This is a genomic window from Brevibacterium salitolerans, from assembly GCF_039531405.1.
Classification (GTDB): Bacteria; Actinomycetota; Actinomycetes; order Actinomycetales; family Brevibacteriaceae; genus Brevibacterium; species Brevibacterium salitolerans.
The window spans coordinates 130,620-148,203 of sequence record NZ_BAAAPZ010000008.1; the positions used below are offsets into that span (position 1 = coordinate 130,620).

General features: G+C 70.5%; 13 protein-coding genes. 9 read left to right on the plus strand and 4 right to left on the minus strand.

Annotated features, from left to right (window positions below):
• Positions 1-87: 87 nt before the first annotated feature.
• Positions 88-1,632, plus strand: coding sequence for a phospholipase D-like domain-containing protein (locus ABD240_RS10515; RefSeq protein ID WP_291797423.1), 1,545 nt, complete (start codon positions 88-90; stop codon positions 1,630-1,632).
• A gap of 130 nt (positions 1,633-1,762) precedes the next feature.
• Positions 1,763-2,344, plus strand: a complete 582-nt coding sequence (locus ABD240_RS10520) for a MaoC family dehydratase (protein ID WP_425547011.1) — start codon at positions 1,763-1,765, stop codon at positions 2,342-2,344.
• 103 nt (positions 2,345-2,447) lie between these two features.
• Here ABD240_RS10520 and ABD240_RS10525 read toward each other — a convergent pair whose 3' ends face one another.
• From ABD240_RS10525 to ABD240_RS10540, 4 genes are read right to left on the minus strand one after another with little or no spacing between them, the layout of a single operon-like run.
• Complete coding sequence (locus tag ABD240_RS10525) at positions 2,448-3,848, minus strand: YjiH family protein (RefSeq protein ID WP_291797426.1); 1,401 nt, start codon at positions 3,846-3,848, stop codon at positions 2,448-2,450.
• Positions 3,849-3,855: 7 nt separating this feature from the next.
• Positions 3,856-4,542: a LutC/YkgG family protein gene (locus tag ABD240_RS10530; protein ID WP_344337112.1), complete on the minus strand. Its 687-nt coding sequence runs from the start codon at positions 4,540-4,542 to the stop codon at positions 3,856-3,858.
• A gap of 23 nt (positions 4,543-4,565) precedes the next feature.
• Positions 4,566-6,194, minus strand: coding sequence for a lactate utilization protein B (locus ABD240_RS10535; protein WP_291797436.1), 1,629 nt, complete (start codon positions 6,192-6,194; stop codon positions 4,566-4,568).
• Entirely contained in the window at positions 6,191-7,015 is an 825-nt protein-coding gene (locus ABD240_RS10540; RefSeq protein WP_291797439.1) for a (Fe-S)-binding protein, read from the minus strand. The genes ABD240_RS10535 and ABD240_RS10540 overlap by 4 nt, the downstream gene beginning before the upstream one ends.
• 164 nt (positions 7,016-7,179) lie before the next feature.
• Here ABD240_RS10540 and ABD240_RS10545 point away from each other — a divergent pair, with 164 nt between their 5' ends.
• From ABD240_RS10545 to ABD240_RS10575, 7 genes are all read left to right on the plus strand, one after another.
• Positions 7,180-8,007, plus strand: coding sequence for an HpcH/HpaI aldolase/citrate lyase family protein (locus ABD240_RS10545; protein ID WP_291797442.1), 828 nt, complete (start codon positions 7,180-7,182; stop codon positions 8,005-8,007).
• Entirely contained in the window at positions 8,004-8,702 is a 699-nt protein-coding gene (locus tag ABD240_RS10550) for a peptide deformylase (protein ID WP_291797445.1), read from the plus strand. Before ABD240_RS10545 ends, ABD240_RS10550 begins: the two co-directional genes overlap by 4 nt.
• Positions 8,703-8,791: 89 nt before the next feature.
• The gene (gene msrA / locus ABD240_RS10555; RefSeq protein WP_291797448.1) at positions 8,792-9,313 is read left to right on the plus strand and encodes a peptide-methionine (S)-S-oxide reductase MsrA; all 522 of its coding nucleotides are present in this window, start codon (positions 8,792-8,794) and stop codon (positions 9,311-9,313) included.
• On the plus strand, positions 9,310-10,599 hold the full coding sequence (locus ABD240_RS10560) for an MFS transporter (RefSeq protein ID WP_344337116.1): 1,290 nt from the start codon (positions 9,310-9,312) through the stop codon (positions 10,597-10,599). Before msrA ends, ABD240_RS10560 begins: the two co-directional genes overlap by 4 nt.
• A gap of 334 nt (positions 10,600-10,933) precedes the next feature.
• Positions 10,934-12,511, plus strand: coding sequence for an LCP family protein (locus ABD240_RS10565; protein ID WP_291797456.1), 1,578 nt, complete (start codon positions 10,934-10,936; stop codon positions 12,509-12,511).
• A 418-nt stretch (positions 12,512-12,929) separates the two neighbouring features.
• Entirely contained in the window at positions 12,930-13,664 is a 735-nt protein-coding gene (locus ABD240_RS10570; protein ID WP_344337119.1) for a hypothetical protein, read from the plus strand.
• Between the two features lie 82 nt (positions 13,665-13,746).
• On the plus strand, positions 13,747-17,583 hold the full coding sequence (locus ABD240_RS10575; RefSeq protein ID WP_344337121.1) for an efflux RND transporter permease subunit: 3,837 nt from the start codon (positions 13,747-13,749) through the stop codon (positions 17,581-17,583).
• Position 17,584 lies beyond the last annotated feature (1 nt).

The following is a 17,584-nucleotide window of genomic DNA, read 5'->3' on the forward strand; positions in this document are numbered from 1 at the left end:
GGCCGCTGTCTGCCCACTGGGCCGGAGGCCGGGTCGGGACGCACGCCGAGGCCACACGGATCTCCCACGTAGTCTTGGGCTGTGGACATGAGCGCATTCGACGTGACGACCTGGGGTCTGCCGCCCCTCTGGTCGACGATCCTGATCATCCTCGACTACGCGATCAAGATCGTGGCTGTGGGCGTGGTGCCGGAGAACAGGCGGCCGTCCTCCTCGAGCGCCTGGCTGCTGCTCATCCTCTTCCTCCCCATCGTGGGCATCCCGCTCTTCCTGTTCCTCGGGAGCCCCTACATCACGGGCCGGCGGAGCCGGATCCAGCAGGAGGCGAACAAGCGCCTGGTACAGGGCACGGCGGGCATCCCGGACTGGCCGGAGGCCATCGACGTGCCTCGCGACCTCGGCAGCCTCGTCACGCTCAGCCGCAACCTCACCTCCCTGCCCATGGTCACCGGCACGGACCACGGCATCCGCCACGACTACGAGGCGAACATCCGCCGGATGGCCGAGGCCGTCGATGAGGCGCAGGAGTACGTGGACGTCTGCATCTACATCATGACCGCAGATCCCACGACGGAGGTCTTCCTCTCCGCCCTGGAGCGGGCCTCGGCGCGGGGCGTCACCGTCCGGGTCCTCTTCGACCACATCGGCTCCCGCAAGTACGCGGGATTCCGCAGCCTCAAGCGGCGGCTGGACGCGGCGGGGATCCAGTGGAGCCTCATGCTCCCGTTCCTGCCGCTGCAGGGCCGGATGCGGCGTGTGGACCTGCGCAACCACCGCAAGCTCGTCGTCATCGACGGAACCCGGGCCTTCATGGGCTCCCAGAACATGATCGACTCCGCCTACGGCAAGGCCTCCAACGCGCGGTCCGGTCGCCGCTGGAACGACATCATGGTGGAACTCACCGGTCCCATCGTCGCCTCGCTGGAGGCGGTCTTCGCCACCGACTGGTTCTCGGAGACCGGTGAGGACCTCACCATCCGCGCCTACGAGTTCGGCGACCGCATGGCGGAGCGGGAGAGCGCCATCGGTGAGCGCCTCGTCCAGGGCCGTCACCGCGAGAAGGTGCGCAAGGACTCGGAGGTCAACGCGGTCCAGGTGGTCCCCTCGGGCCCGGGATTCCGCACCGAACCGAGCCTCCGGCTCTTCGTCTCCCTCGTGTACCTGGCGCGCAAGCGGCTGCGCATCGTCAGTCCCTACTTCGTGCCGGACGAGTCCATGCTCGCCGCCATCGTCACCGCCGCACACCGTGGAGTGGGCGTGGACCTGTACGTGAGCGAGCAGGCGGATCAGTTCATGGTCGACCATGCGCAGAGCTCCTACTACGAGGCGCTGCTGGAGGCCGGCGTGCGCATCTACCTGTACCCGGCGCCCGCCGTGCTGCACACCAAGTGCTTCACGGTCGACGGGCTGTGCTCGGTGATGGGGTCCTCCAACATGGACATGCGCTCGTTCGGCCTCAACTACGAGGTGAGCCTGCTGGCCTACGGGGGCGACATCACGGAGCGCCTCCACGAGATCATGGACGAGTACCGGGACATCAGCCGCGAGCTCACCCCGGAGGAATGGGCGCAGCGGTCCTGGGGCCGGCGCTGGCTGGACTCCGCGATGCGCCTGACATCCGCCCTGCAGTGAGGGCTCACCCGGCTGGTGCGCGCATGCCTCTCGCAGGCGCCGCCCTGCCGCCGGCGCCCGAGGCGCTAGCCTGGGAGCCGACCGGCCGTGGCAGAGGTCACGGGATCCCGTATCGAGAAGGAGCTCGCAGGTGAGCGACGAGAAGTCAGGGCAGACAGCACCGGAGGCGGCTGCAGGGCAGCAGGCGGCAGCGGGGCAGGGGCCGGCCTCGGGCCAGGCGGACCCCGCGGCCGAGGCCCCGGTCATCGACCAGCGCGGCCTCTGGTTCGAGGAGTTCCAGGTGGGGGCCGTCTACCGGCACGCTCCCGGCCGGACCATGACCGAGGCCGACAACACGTGGTTCACCGCCATCTCGATGAATGCGCAGGCGCTGCACCTGGACGCGCACTTCGCCTCCACGGAGCCCTTCGGCCAGCGGCTGGTGAACTCCATGTTCACGCTGGCCACGCTGGTGGGCCTCTCCGTCCAGCAGCTCACGCAGGGCACCATCGTGGGCAATCTGGGCTTCTCCGAGGTCTCCTTCCCCAAGCCCATGTTCCACGGGGACACGCTCTACGCGGAGACGAAGATCCTCGACAAGCGCCTCTCGCGCTCCCGTCCGGGCGAGGGGATCATCAGCCTCGAGCACATCGGCCGCAACCAGCACGGCGACATCGTCGCCAAGGCCGTTCGCAAGACCATGGTGTTCACGCAGGATCACGCCAAGGGCTGAGGGCGCAGCGGAGGGCCCGGGAAGTTGCTTTGCCACCCACCTGTATGTGGGTGGCAAAGCAACTTCCCGGGCCCTCGCGTGTAGCTGTGCAGCTCCGCCGCGCTCAGTAGAACAGATGCGCCGCCGCGACGATGATCGGCAGGGTCAGCAGCGTGCGGATGAGGAAGATCAGCACCAGGTGGTGGAACTTCACCGGGATCTTCGACGCGAGCAGCAGTCCGCCCACCTCGGACATGAAGATCAGCTGCGTGATGGAGAGGGCGCCGATGATGAACCGCGTCATCTCCGAGGCGATGTTCGCTCCGATGACGGTGGGCAGCAGCATGTCCGCGAAGCCCACGAGGACGGTCTCCGAGGCGGCCTTCGCCTCCGGCACCTGCATGAGCTCGAGGAGCGGCACGAAGGGCGTGCCCAGCCAGGCGAACAGCGGCGTGTGCTCCGCGATGAGCACGGCGACGGTGCCCACGGCCATGATGACGGGGACGATCCCCACCCACATCTCGAGGACGTTGGAGGCTCCGCGGCGCAGCAGGAAGCCGGTGCGCATCTCCGAGGCCTTCGTCAGCGCGCTCGCCCAGGCACGGCGCAGCGCGGAGCCGTCTCCATCTCCACCCGCAGTCCCGGGACCGGCCGGAGCGGCCTGTGCCTCGCGCGGCCGGGTCCCGTCGATGTACTCGTCCGGGATCAGGGACAGCGGCGGGATGCGCGGCATGACGACGGCGGCGATGAGGCCGGCCACCACGATGGTCCCGTAGAACGGCAGGGTCATGTGCTGCAGTCCCAGGAGCCCGATGATCACCACGGTGAACGTGAGGGAGACGACGTTGAAGGTGGTGCCCAGCACCGCTGACTCGCGCTTGGTGTAGAAGCCCTTCTCGTACTGCTGGTTCGTCATGAGGACGCCGATCGTCGCATCGCCGAACCAGGAGGCGAGCGCATCCACGGAGGAGCGGCCGGGCACCGTGAAGACCGGGCGCATGACCCTGTTCATGAGCGCACCGGCGAACTCCAGCAGACCGAAGTCCAGCAGCAGCGGCAGCAGGAAGCCCGCGAACAGGAACACCGTGAACATGAGGACGCAGAGGTCGAGGATGAGGAGTCCGGTGTCCTCACCCCACAGCCCCTCCGGTCCCAGCTGCAGCAGTGTGGCCAGGCCGAGGAGGAATCCCACCACGCGCACGGCGCACCACACCGGGGTCACGGCGAACAGGAGCTTGGGCACGCCGGTGCGCATCCAGGCCGGGCGCACCAGCAGTGCGAGCAGGGAGCCCGCTGCGGAGATCCCCATGAGCAGGACGACGAGGGGATGGATGACGGAGGCGAGAGCTGCCTCGAGGGCCGAGGCCAGGAACGCCACCGGGATGGTCGCGCCCCCCTCGCCGTCGGGCACCGGCATCACGAAGATGACGAGCCCCAGCAGGGAGGGGACGAGGAAACGCAGAGCGGCGGCTGCCCCGTGGGGAGCAGCCGCCCGCTTCCGGGTGAGGCCGGTGGAGTCAGTCAATGGGTTCTCACACCCCGCGGACGATGACGACATCGAGCGTGCGGGGGCCGTGCACGCCTTCGACGCGCTCGAGCTCGATGTCACTGGTGGCTGACGGCCCGGAGATCATGGTGATCGTGCGGGTGGAGTCGATGCGGGCCACCGCCTCCGGGATGATCTCCACGATGGAGGACTCCGGCACCAGGCACACGTGGTGGTCCGGGACCAGGGAGATGGCGCGGCGGCCGCAGTCGGACGCTCCGTCGAGGAAGATGGTACCCGTCTGTGCGCAGGACACGCGCGAGGAGGTGACCACGGCACTCGTCCGGTCCAGTTCGTCGACGCTGAGCACGGTGTCCGCGTCCTCCCGCGTCACCGCCACAGAATCGTCGAGCTCTGCGAGCACGGGCCGCTCCAGTCCCGCGAGCACGCCGCTCTCCAGCGCCGGCGGCACCACGACGGAGCGTGCGTGTGCGAGCTTCTCCGCCACGACGCCCGGCACCTCCGCGGGCTGCGCCTCGACCACGCCGGCCCTGTAGTCGACGAGCCGGTCGACCAGCTGGGCGATGACGACCTCGTGGTCGAGCGAGCCGGTGCGCAGGTAGTCCCGCGGCACCTCGGCGCTCAGGTCCACGGGCTTCCCCGTGGACGGCACGATGCCCGGGCGGGTGGTCACCCCGTCCTCACGGCCCAGCGCCTCGTGCAGGCGGGTCATGATCTCTTCTCGTGCACTCGCCATCAGCGGTCACCTTCCTTCGCAGCCGTATCGCGGTCGTGCCCCGCGCCCGAGGCCGTTCCCCGGTTCTTCCGCCACCAGGTGCGGAACGACTGGTCCGGCAGGCGCGGCACGTCGCGGCTGGAGGTCCACGTGCCCACCACGCCGGGCATGCGCCGGATCCTGCCGGAGCGGGCGCCGAGCAGGGAGGCCAGCGGCAGCGCACGCTCCGCGAGCGCGATGCGGCGGCCGTCGGCCATCGCCCAGGAGGCCGCCTTCAGGCCCGCGTTCAGCTGACCCGCGGGGCCGGCGAGATCCTTGGCCCGCTGCACGGGGCCGGCCTCGGCGGCGGCCTGCTCCTTCGCCTCGTGGTCCTCCCCGCGCAGGTGCACGAGGATCGAGGGGATGTCGATCTTCACGGGGCAGGCGGAATAGCAGGCCCCGCACAGGCTGGAGGCGTACGGCAGCGAGTCGTTCTCCTCCGCCTGCACGCCGGTGAGCAGCGGCGAGAGGATCGCCCCGATGGGGCCGGGGTAGGTGGAGCCGTACGCGTGCCCGCCCGTGCGTTCGTAGACGGGGCACACGTTCATGCAGGCGGAGCAGCGGATGCAGTGCAGTGCGGACCGGCCGTACTCGTCCGCCAGCGCACGGGAGCGGCCGTTGTCCAGCAGCACCACGTGGACGTTCTGGGGGCCGTCGCCGGGGGTGACGCCGGTCCAGAAGCTCGTGTACGGGTTCATGCGCTCACCGGTGGAGGAGCGGGGGAGGAGCTGCAGGAACACCTCGAGGTCCTCCGGGGCGGGCAGCAGCTTCTCGATGCCCATGACGGTGATGAGCGTCTCCGGCAGCGTGAGGCACATGCGGCCGTTGCCCTCGGACTCCACCACGCCCAGCGTGCCGTTCGAGGCGATGCCGAAGTTCGCGCCGGAGATCGCCACCTTGGTGGTGAGGAACTTGTGGCGCAGGTGCGTGCGGGCGGCCTCGGCGAGCTTGGCCGGCTCATCCGTGAGGGCGGGGTCCACCTCCGGCATCTCGGCGAGGAAGATGTCGCGGATCTCCGTGCGGTTCTTGTGGATTGCGGGCACCAGGATGTGGCTGGGCTTGTCGTGGCCCAGCTGGACGATGAGTTCCGCGAGGTCCGTCTCGAAGGCGTCGATGCCGCGGGGCTCCAGGTACTCGTTGAGGCCGATCTCCTGTGTGGCCATCGACTTGACCTTCACGACCTCGCGCCGGCCGTTGTCCAGGATGGGGGCGTTGGCCTCGATGAGACCCTCCACGATGTTGTTGGCCTCCGCCGCGTCACGCGCCCAGTGGACGTGCCCGCCGGCGGCCTCGAACGCCTCCGCGAACTGGTCCAGCAGCTCCGGCAGGTGCGCCATGACGGTCTGCTTCACGGCGGAGCCCGCGCTGCGCAGCTCCTCCCAGTCCGGCAGCTCGCCCACCACGTTGGCGCGCTTGGTGCGGATGGTGGAGGTGGCGTGGCCCAGATTGCGGCGGAGCTGGTCGTTGCCGAGCTCCCGCTCCGCGTAGTCCGGGAAGTCCTCGAACTCGAAGACGTTGCCCTGGGCCCCGGGGATCGAGGCGGGCACGCGTGCGTGGTCGATGTGGCGGCTGGGCGTGCCCAGCGCAGGCATGCCGAGGAACGTGGTCATCGCAGGCTCCCTCCGGAGAGAACGGGTTCGGACCGGGGCGGCAGCAGCGGTCTCTCCCGGGTGGATGCGAGGATGCGGGCGAGGTGGACGGTGCCCACGTCCCCTCCGCGCGGGTTCTTGGCACCGGTCCGGGAGAGGCCGCCGCCGATGTGCATGAGGCAGCTCGCGTCCCCGCCGGAGCACAGGCTCGCACCGGTGCTCACGATGTGGGCGGCCTTGTCCTCCAGCATGGCGGACGAGACCTGGTGGTTCTTCATGGAGAACGTGCCGCCGAACCCGCAGCACTGGTCCGCCTGCGGGAGCTCGCGGAGGTCGATGCCCTCGACGGTGCTCAGCAGACTCCGCTGCCGGTCGCCGAGGCCCAGCAGGCGCATGCCGTGACAGGACGGGTGGTACGTGACGGGGTGGGGGAAGTAGGAGCCCAGCTGTGCGGCCGCGTCCGTCACCCCGAGGACGTCCGTGAGGAGCTGGGAGAGCTCGTAGGTGCGGCCGGCGATGTCCTCGGCGCGGGAGGCGAGGTCCTCGTCACCGGCGCGGCGGGCGATCATCGGCTGCTGGTGCCCCAGCGAGGCGACGCAGGAGCCGGAGGGGGCGACGGCCACGTCCCAGCCGGGCTCCTCCTCGAAGGCCCGCACATGGCCGGCCACCACGGGGTAGGCGCCGGAGAAGTCGCCGGAGTTGATGTGCATCTGGCCGCAGCACGCCTGTCGCTCCGGGAAGACCACCTCGTGTCCCAGTCTCTCCAGCACGGTGACGGTGTCCTTGGCGACTTCCGGGTACATCGCATCCACGATGCAGGTGGCGAACAGTGCGATCCGCATGGGCGTCCTCCTTCTTCGGACCGCCTGCAGATCGGCGGCCGCCGCGATGCTCTCACTGTAGTCGTGCCCACGGACGCCGCTCAGATAAGGCGAACCTCGCCGAGGCGGGGAAGAGGGCGCGGCTCTAGGATTGTGAGGGATCTCAACTGCAGAAAGGCTGTCTCATGACCTCGACCTTCTCCCTCCGTCCGGCATGGCTGTTCGTCCCCGGCGACCGCCCGGACCGCTTCGCCAAGGCCGCGGACCGCTCCGACATCGTGATCCTGGACCTCGAGGACGCGGTGGCCGAGGGCGACAAGGACGCCGCGCGGAAGGCCGTCGCCGAGGCCGCCGGCACCCTGGACCCGGCCCGCACGGTGGTGCGGGTGAATGGGGCGGACACCCCGCACTTCGCGGCCGACCTCGAGCTCCTCGCCTCCCTGCCCTTCACGATGGTGATGCTGCCCAAGGCGGAGAGCGCGCAGAGTGCGGCGCCGCTGGCGGACTACGGCGTCATCGCCCTCATCGAGACGCCTGCGGGCGCGGTGAATGCCGCGGAGATCGCCTCCGTCCCCAACGTCCGCGGCCTCATGTGGGGCTCCGAGGACCTCATCGCCTCCCTGGGCGGCGGCTCCTCCCGCAAGGCCGACGGCACGTACCGGGAGGTCGCCCGGCACGTCCGCTCCACGACCCTGCTCGCGGCGAAGACGCACGGCAAGTGGGCGCTGGACTCCATCTGGGCCGCGATCGACGATCTCGACGGCCTCCTGGCCGAGGCGACGGACGCCGTGGAGAGCGGGTTCGACGGCAAGGTCTCCATCCACCCCAAGCACGTTCCGGTGGTGCGGCAGGCCTACGCGCCCACGCAGGAGCAGGCGGCGTGGGCCGCCGGAGTGCTCGCCGCGGCGGAGGGGGCCAAGGGCGCCTTCAGCTACGAGGGCTCCATGATCGACGCGCCGCTGCTGGCGCACGCGCGCAACATCCAGGCGCGGGCCGCTGCGGCTCAGGGGTGAGCGCGCTGTCCTCGCCCTGCATCCGCGACACCGTCCTCGGGCTCCTCGACCTGGCGCGGGACGGTGACGGTCTGCTGCCCATCGTGAAGGCCGGCGACCCGGTGCTGCGCACGGTCTGCGAGCCGGTGGACGGTCAGCTCGAGGACGCGGAGCTGCGCGAGTTCGCCGCGGCCATGCACGCCACCATGGCCGCGGCACCGGGAGTGGGCCTCGCGGCTCCGCAGGTGGGGGTGCCGCTGCGCATGTTCGTGGCGCAGGACCCGGCACCGGACGCGGACGAGCTGGCCGCCTCGGACCCTGAGGCCGCCGCCCGCCTCCGGCAGCGCGAACGGGTGCCGTTCGCACCGCGGACGGTGCTCAACCCGCGGTACGCGGCGACGACCGGTGAGACCGCCTCCTTCTACGAGGGCTGCCTCTCCGTCCCCGGCTACCAGGCCGTGGTGGACCGGCCGCGGAGCGTGGCGCTCACCTCGCAGGCGCTCGACGGCACCGCGGCGGAGGAGGAACTCACCGGCTGGCCGGCGCGCATCGTCGCGCACGAGTCCGATCACCTGGACGGCATCCTCTACCTGGACTCCGCGCAGATGCGCTCGCTCGCCTCGGACGAGGCGGTGGCCCAGTGGTGGGGCCGGGCGGACGTGCGCGAGGCCGCAGCCGCTCTGGGCTTCGAGATCCCGGCCACGACGGTGTTCTGAGCAGCTGCGCCCTGAGTTCCGCGCAGCACCGTGCTCCGTCTCACCGGGAGCGGCGGAATAAAACAGCACCGGTGCATGTCAGGACGGGTATGACGACTCTGACCCTGGGCGCAGGGTGCTTCTGGTGCCTCGACGCCGTCTATCAGCGCACTCGCGGTGTGAGCAGCGTGATCAGCGGATACACCGGCGGCCATGTTGACCACCCCACCTACGAGCAGGTGTGCACGGGCACCACCGGTCACGCCGAGGCGCTGCAGGTGACCTTCGACGAGGCCGTGGTGCCGGAATCCGTGATCCTCGGCCTCTTCTTCACCGGGCATGACCCCACCAGCCTCAACCGGCAGGGCAATGACGTGGGCACCCAGTACCGTTCGGCCATGTTCTACCGCGACGAGGCGGAGCGGGAGCGCTTCCGGCAGGCGCTCGACCAGGTGCAGGCGCAGCTGGACGCGCCGGTCGTCACCACCCTGGAGCCGCTCGGCACCTTCTGGGAGGCCGAGGCCGTCCACCAGGATTTCTACACCCAGAACCCCTACAACGGGTACTGCCACTTCATCATCGAGCCCAAGCTCGCACACGCCCGCGCGTACTTCCACGAGTGGGTGGAGTGAGCGGGCGGGCCGGCAGCGACGAGCCGGAGCGCACTGCTCGCACACCCATCCCCGCGGACATCTGGGTCCTCGTCTCCGCCGCCTTCATCGTGGCGCTGGGCTACGGTCTCATCGCGCCGATCCTCCCGCAGTTCGCCGCCAGCTTCGATCTGGGAGTGACGGCGGCGAGCGTCGTCGTGAGCTCCTTCGCGTTCTTCCGCCTCGTGTTCGCCCCGGCCGGCGGGCGGCTGGTCGACCGCCTGGGGGAGCGCCGCGTCTACGTCACCGGCCTGCTCATCGTCGCGGCTTCGACCGGCGCGGTCGCCGCCGCGCAGGACTACTGGCAGCTGCTGCTGTTCCGCGGCCTGGGCGGCATCGGCTCCACCATGTTCACCGTCTCCGCGATGGCGCTCATCGTCCGCCTCGCCCCACCTCACGCGCGCGGCCGGGCGAGCGGCCTCTACGCCTCCAGCTTCGTGTTCGGCAACATCCTGGGGCCCGTAGCGGGCGGTCTGCTCGCGGGCCTGGGCATGCGCCTGCCCTTCATCATCTACGCCGCGGGCCTCGTCGTCGCCGCGCTCGTGGTGTGGGTCCGGCTGGAGCGCCAGCCGCAGCTGGACTCCCAGCCCGTCACGGGGAACCGGCCCGGCCCGGAAGGCACCGGGGCCGAGGTCGGCTCCGGTGAGGCGGCCGCGGCCCCGGCGGAGCGGGAACGGATGCGCTTCCGCGACGCCTGGCAGGACTCCGCCTACAAGGCGGCTTTGGGTTCCGGGCTCGCAGTGGGCTGGGCGGCGATGGGTGCGCGGATCGCGATGTACCCGCTGTTCGTCGTCGCGGTGCTGGGCGCGGAACCGGCGGTCTCCGGCGTGGCGCTCACGGTGTTCTCCGTGGGCATGGCGGTCTCCGTCTCGATGGCCGGGCGGTTCACGGACACGTGGGGCCGGCGGCCGTTCCTCATCGTGGGACTGGGCGTGCTGGGTGCGGCGACGATGGCCGTGGGCCTCGTCGACTCCATCTGGGTGTTCTTCGTGCTCAGCCTGCTGGCGGGACTGGGCGGCGGTCTCATCAATCCGGCGCAGCAGGCTGCTCTGGGGGACATCATCGGGCCGGACCGCAAGGGCGGCACCGTGCTCTCCCGGTTCCAGATGGCGCAGGACCTGGGCGCGATCGCGGGGCCCATCGTCTCCGGCATGCTCGTCGACGCCTTGGGCTACGGACTGGCGTTCACCGTCACCGGTGCCGTGGCGCTGCTGGCCGCCCTCGGCTGGCTGTGCGCCCGCGAGACGCTGGGCACCCGCCCCGCTTAGGGTCCGGGAAGTGACTCAGCCGCCCACGCATATGTGGGTGGGACGGTGACTTCGCGGGGTGACATGTCCAGCAGGGCCCGGTGATGGGCTCTCCCGCCCACGTACAAACGGGCGGATCAGCAGGCGGTGCGGGGCGGCGTTCCTGCCCGGCTCATGAACGTGCACCTCCTGCCCACCGCACATGCGGGTGTGCGGTGCTGTCCGACGGTGCGATAGGGTCGACGATTCTGCATCAGGGCAACAGTGTGGGCAGCGGCCGCCGCCGGCCCCAGCGGGCGACGCGGGCCCCCAGCGGCCGCCGCCGCGATGCCGCACTTCGTGTCGAGGAGGAGAGATGGACCATCCCGCAGTCGGTGAGCCGAAGACGGCCTCGGTCGTGCCGGGCTCTTCCACCCAGAGCGCTGAGGACCAGGGTGCTCCCGCTTCGGGTGCGTTCACGCAGTACCCGCCGGTCCTCGATCCCCGTCCCCGTTACCGCCGTCGCAGGCTCGAGGCGAAGTACAGGCGCAGGCGTGTCGCAGTGGGTGGGGCGGCCCTCGCCGTGGTCATGACGGCGACGGTGGGAATCGTCGCAGCGGGGAAGCTGCAGTCCAACCTCTCCTCGGCACCCATCCGGGAGGAAGGCACGGGGATCGCATTCGGCGACGAACAGGGCACCAACCTCCTGATCCTCGGTTCCGACACCCGCGATCTGGACGGTGACTCATACGGGGACGCGGCCGGTGCGCGCAGTGACGCGATGGTGCTGGCTCATCTGTCCGCGAACGAGAGGCGGATCGATGCTGTGCAGATCCCCCGCGACACGATGATGGAGCTTCCTGCCTGCCCGGACACCGGAGCCGGTGCCTCCGAGGCGCACTACGGGGTGGTGAATGCCGCGCTGAACTTCGGTCCCAGCTGTTCGGTCGCCGCGATCGAAGCCCTCTCCGGAGTGCACATCGATCACTTCATCGAGATGAACTTCGAGGGCTTCCAGTCGATGGTTGATGCGATGGACGGCCTGCCGGTGTGTCTGCCGGAGCCGCTCGAAGACCCCAGGGCGAACCTGGACCTGCCCGCGGGAGAACAAGTCGTCAGCGGAGAGGACGCACTGGCCCTGGCGCGCACCCGCCACGCGGTGGGGGACGGCAGCGACATCGCGCGCATGGGGCACCAGCAGCAGGTGATGTCTGCGATCGTGCAGCGTGCGAAGAGCACCGATGTGCTCACTCGACCGGATCGTCTCTACGGATTCCTCGACGCGGTCACCTCGTCGATCACGGTCGATCCTGAGCTCGACTCCCTGACGGCGCTCGCCGCTCTGGCACGGACTGCGGCAGGTGTGGAGAACGAGCAGATCACCTTCTCCGTCATGCCATGGGAGGCAGAGGAGAACGATCCCAACAGGGTGGTGGCCGGGAGCGGAGCCGCGGAGGTGTTCGCGCGGATCGGGGAAGACGTGCCGATAGACGGTTCCGAGCCCGAGCCGGACAGCGATGCCGGTCTGAAGGAGACCGATGCGGAGGAGCACCTTCCGGCGCCGCCGCAGTCGCCGGTCGCGGTTGAGAACGCCTCGACCCTCGACGGCAGAGCGGGAGACCTCGCACAGGTACTGGAGGAGAAGGGGTTCGCGGTTTCCGGCACCTCCACCGCCGCCCGGTTCGCGAGGCAGACCACCGTCCGCTTCGACGGCTCGCGGCGTGCACGGGAGACCGCCGAGGCCCTGGTGGAACGACTCGACCTCGGCCTGGCTCCCGTGGAGGGCCTGCAGGACGGGGTGGTCGTGGTCCTCGGCACGGACGTGGACGACGTGCTGGGCCTGGGGGACGGCGCAGGAGCCGGCGGCGAGACAGACGACGATGAGCGGAGCGCGGACGGAAGCGCTCAGCCCTCACTCGACTCCAGCTCTGCAGACTCCGCGATGTGCGGCTGATCTCTCCCGGGCCGAGACGGGGTCGCCCCGCAGCGCGTACGGCATGTCGCGGGTCTGATACGCAGCGTTCGCCTGCCGAACGAGCGGGTGCGGCAGGATGGGTTCCATGAATGGGGCGAACCGACCGCAGCCTACGCAGCCGGATCTGCCGGGAGGGCAGGCAGCGGGGCCGCGCAGACCTATGCCGTATCCGCCTCCGGGCCAGCCTCCTCCGGGGAACGGAGCGCAGCTCCCGCCAGGGAGCGGGAAACGACACCCGCCCGGCGCGGCGCAGCACCCGCCCCACGGAGCGGCGCCATTCCCACCGCCCGGCGCGGCACCGTTCCCGCCGCCCGGCGCGGACCGCACTCCACCGCCGAAGCCGGAGAGAGTGCCACCGCCGCGGCCGCACCGCATCCCACCGCCGCGGCCGGAGCGAGTGCTGCCCCGGTCATCCCCGGACGTGCCGGGGCGGAAGCAGACGAAGCCGCGGGGACAGGACCCGGTGCCCAGCTGGGGGCGCGACCTGCGGCGGCTGCTGCTCCTGGCGCTGGTGGGTGCACTCGTCGCAACCGTGCTCCTCGGACTCGCGCGGCTGGGGCTCCTGCGGGACAACAGCCATGAACCGGTCGAAGGCGGTCCGGTCTGGGCCGGGATCTGCGCTGTGTTCCCCGCGCTCATGTTCGGGTTCCTCGTCCTCGACACGGACCGTCCCGACCTCGGCTTCCGGAGCCGAGGCCTGGCGTCGCTCATGCTGCTCGGGACGGTTGCGGCCTCTCTGATCCACACCGCACTGATGATGACGTGGCCGCTCATCCTCGGTGCCCGCGCCGTGCCCGGGACCAATGCCGCAGAGCTGAGCTCCAACTTCGCGAGCATCCTCGTGGTTCTCGTCTTCGTCCTTGCGGCGACCGCATGGTTCGCCGTCACGATCCTCATGATGCTCACCGTGACGCCGCGGGCGATCGTGGCTGGGGCATTCTGGGGCGTGATCCTGGCGGGGCTGCCGGTGCTGGCGTTCCTGGGAGAGATCTTCCTCTTCATGCTCATGGGCGTGCGCCTCTTCGAAAGCCCTCCCACCCTGACGGGGCTGGCGGTGTGGAGCGCTGCCGCGGTGGCCGGCCTCGGCGTGCTGGCCCTGGTGAGCGCCCTCCGCGGCCGCCCGGAGCGGTAGCTCCGCCGCACACGCCTGCCGCGTGTGCTACGCCGCGTAGAATGCTCTTGGCCGCCGTCCGCCCCTGTGCTCAAGGAGCCGTGTGCATTCCCTCACCGGACTCAGTCTGAAGAACCGTGCCCTCATCGCCCTGGTGACCGTGTGCGCCGCAGTGTTCGGCGTCATCGGGACGTCCAGCCTCAAGCAGGAGCTGTTCCCGGAGTTCGAGCTGCCGCAGGCCTTCATCTCCGCGCAGTACGAGGGCGCCACGCCCGAGGCCGTGGAGAGCGAGGTGACGGAGCCCCTCGAGTCTGCACTCACGGGAGTGGCGGAGGTCGAGTCCGTTCAGTCGACCTCGGCGGCGGGGTCCGCACAGCTCGTCGTCGAGACGGAGTACGGCACCAACTCCGATGACGTGGTCCGCTCCCTCCAGCGCGCCGTCTCCCAGGTGGAGGGCTCGCTGCCGGACGGGGTGGAGCCCCAGGTGCTCGCCGGCGGCCTCGCGGACTTCCCGGTCATGATGCTCACCGTCACCGGTGGCGAGGACGTCTCCGCCCTCGCCGCGGACATGCGCGACGTGGGCGTGCCGGAGCTGCAGGACGTGGACGGCGTCCGGAGCGTGGACGTCACCGGTGATCAGCCCATGCAGGTCTCCATCACCGCGCGTGAGGACGACCTCGAGGACGAGGGCGTGAGCATCGACGCGCTCTCCGGTCTGCTCCAGGCCAACGGCATCCCCTCGGCACCCGGCCAGCTGCGCACCTCGGAGGGCTCCGCGCCTGTGCAGGTGGGCAGCCGGCTGGAGTCCGTCGACCAGATCCGCGACCTCATCCTCACCGGCGCGGACGGCCCGGTGAAGGTGAGTGACGTCGCGGACGTGGAGCTCACGGAGGAGGCGGCCACCTCCGTCTCCCGCGCGGACGGCAAGGACGCGCTCAGCGTCATGATCATGAAGAAGCCGGACGGCAACACCGTCGACATCTCCCACGGCGTGAACGAGAAGCTCGACGAGATCGCCACCTCCCTGGGCTCCGACGTGCAGTTCACCACCGTCTTCGACCAGGCTCCGTTCGTGGAGCAGTCAATCGAGGACCTGCTGGTGGAGGGCCTGCTCGGCCTGGCGTTCGCGGTGCTCGTCATCCTCGTCTTCCTCCTCAGCGTCCGTGCCACGATCATCACGGCGATCTCCATCCCGGTCTCCCTGCTCATCACCATGATCGGCCTGTGGATGAGCGGGTACACCCTCAACATGCTCACCCTGGGCGCACTCACCATCAGCGTGGGCCGGGTGGTGGACGATTCGATCGTCGTCATCGAGGCGATCCGCCGCAGGCACTCCCTGGGCGGGGACAAGCTGGAGAACATCCGCGCCGCGGTCGCGGAGGTCGCCGGCGCCATCACGGCCTCCACCCTCACCACCGTGGCCGTGTTCCTGCCCATCGCCTTCGTGGGCGGGCAGGCCGGCGAGCTGTTCCGTCCGTTCGCGCTCACCGCCTCGCTCGCACTCCTGGCCTCCCTGTTCGTGGCGCTCACGATCGTGCCCGTGCTCGCCTACTGGTTCCTCTCCCGGAGGGGCAAGCTCGCCAAGCTCTCCGCGGAGCAGAAGCGCCGGTGGAAGACCGAGCGCTCCGGTCTCCTGCGCGAGTGGAAGGCGGAGCGGAAGGCCGCGCGCAGGCGCCCCGTCGACGCCGCGCACCCCTCCGGCCGCCGCGCCACCTCGGAGCTGCCGGTCGTGGGTCAGCACGCAGAGCCGGCGGAGCCCGAGGCGGCCGCACGGATCGACGAGCTCGACGCCATGCGCAGCCCGGTCACCCGCCTGCAGAAGACCTATGTGCCGGTGGTCGGCTGGACCACCCGGCATCCCGTCATCGTCCTCGCCGCCGCACTCGTGGTGTTCGTGGGCACGATGGCGATGACGCCGCTGCTGAAGACCGAGCTGTTCGGCGACACGGGCGAGGCCGTCGTCCAGATGACCCAGGAGTTCGGCCCGGAGGCGGACCTCGAGGAGGCCTCGGACGAGGCCCGCGAGGTCGAGGACCTGCTCGCGGACCAGCCCGGCGTCACCTCCAGCCTCGTCTCCATCTCCGGCGGCGGGGACATGATGAGCATGGGTGCCTCCGGCGGGCTCAGCGGCACGTACGTCGTCAACCTCGAAGAGGACGTGGACATCCCCTCGTTCGCGGCGCAGCTGCAGGACGAGGTCGACGCCCTGGACACGTCCGGCGAGATCGAGGTGCTCAGCGCGGGCACCATGCCCGGCGGCTCCACGGTGGACGTCAAGCTCACCTCCAACGACACCGGCCTGCTCGAGGAGTCCGCGGACTCCCTGGGCGCGGATCTGCGGGAGCTGGACGAGATCCAGACGGTCGCCGACGACATCTCCGCCGTGCAGCCGGTGGTGGAGGTCCGGATCGACCACGAGGCCGCTGCGGAGTACCAGCTCACGGAGGCCGGGATCGGCCAGGTCGTCTCGCGAGCGATGCGCGGTCAGCAGCTGGGCCAGGTGATCATCGACGACGTGGACCACAGCGTGCTCCTCTACGACGGCACCGTCGAGGATCTCGACGATCTGCGCAGCCTCGAGCTGCCCGGCGTCGAGACGGTCGAGGCGCCCGCACCCGAGGCCCCGGCCCCGGAGTCACCCGCGCCCGGTCCCGGCGGCCTCGGCGACGGTGGTGCCGGTGAGGGCGGCGAAGGCGCGGCGCCCGCCCCGCAGGTGCCCAGCGGGTCCGTCCAGCAGCCCACCACTGTGGAGCTGGACGAGGTCGCGGACGTCGAGGAGGTCACGACGGCTCCGACGATCACCCGCGTGGACGGCCTGCGCGCCGTCACCGTGAGCGCCACCCCGGCCGGCGACGACCTGGGCGCGGTGAGCACGGCGGTGCAGCAGGCGATCGACTCGGCGGACCTGCCGGACGGCGTGCAGGCGGAGATCGGCGGCGCCACGGCGGAGCAGGACGAGGCCTTCATGCAGATGGGCATCGCGATGCTCGCGGCGATCCTGCTGGTGTTCGTCATCATGGTCGCGACCTTCAAGTCGCTCATCCAGCCGTTCATCCTGCTGGTGTCCATCCCGTTCGCCGCGACCGGCTCGGTGGGCCTGCTGCTGCTCACGGACACCCCGCTGGGCATGACGGCGCTCATCGGCCTGCTCATGCTGATCGGCGTGGTGGTGACGAACGCGATCGTCCTCATCGACCTCATCAACCAGTTCCGCGGGCACGGGGCGGATCTGCGCACGGCGATCGTCCAGGGCGCCCGCCTGCGCTACCGGCCCATCATCATGACCGCGGCGGCGACGATCTTCGCCCTCACGCCCATGGCGCTGGGCGTCACCGGCGGCAGCGTGTTCATCTCGCAGCCGCTGGCGATCGTGGTGATCGGCGGACTCATCTCCTCGACGATCCTCACGCTCATCCTCGTGCCCGTGCTCTACCAGCTGGTGGAGGGTGCCAAGGAGCGCCGTGCGGAGAAGCGTGAGATCAAGGACTTCACGCGGGACCAGGCGGCCGCATGGCGGCCGGAACCTGCGATGGCAGGTGCTGCTGCGGGTGCTGAGAGCTCGACTGCGCCCGGGGCGCCCTCGGCGGGCGCTGAGCCGGCGCGGCCGGACGCGGCGGACTCACCGGCCGGTCCGGATCCTGCGGGAGCCGGATCGGACACCGGTGAGGTCCGGCTGGCGGACTCCGGTGCCGAAGCCGTCCCCGAGGCGGGTGCCGAGTCCGCCGGGGCCGCCGGGGCCACAGCACGGTCCTCGCTCGAAGCAGGCGGTCCGGACGCGGATGAAGAGGCTCCGGCACGACCCGCTCGGGTGGAGCGCACCTTCAGCGACGAGGCGCTGCTCGCGGACGACGCACCGGCAGAGAGCGAGTCCGGCCACGTCGGCGAGGATCCCGAGGCGGAGGGTGACTCCGGCGACGCCGAGCCGGGGAAGCACTGAG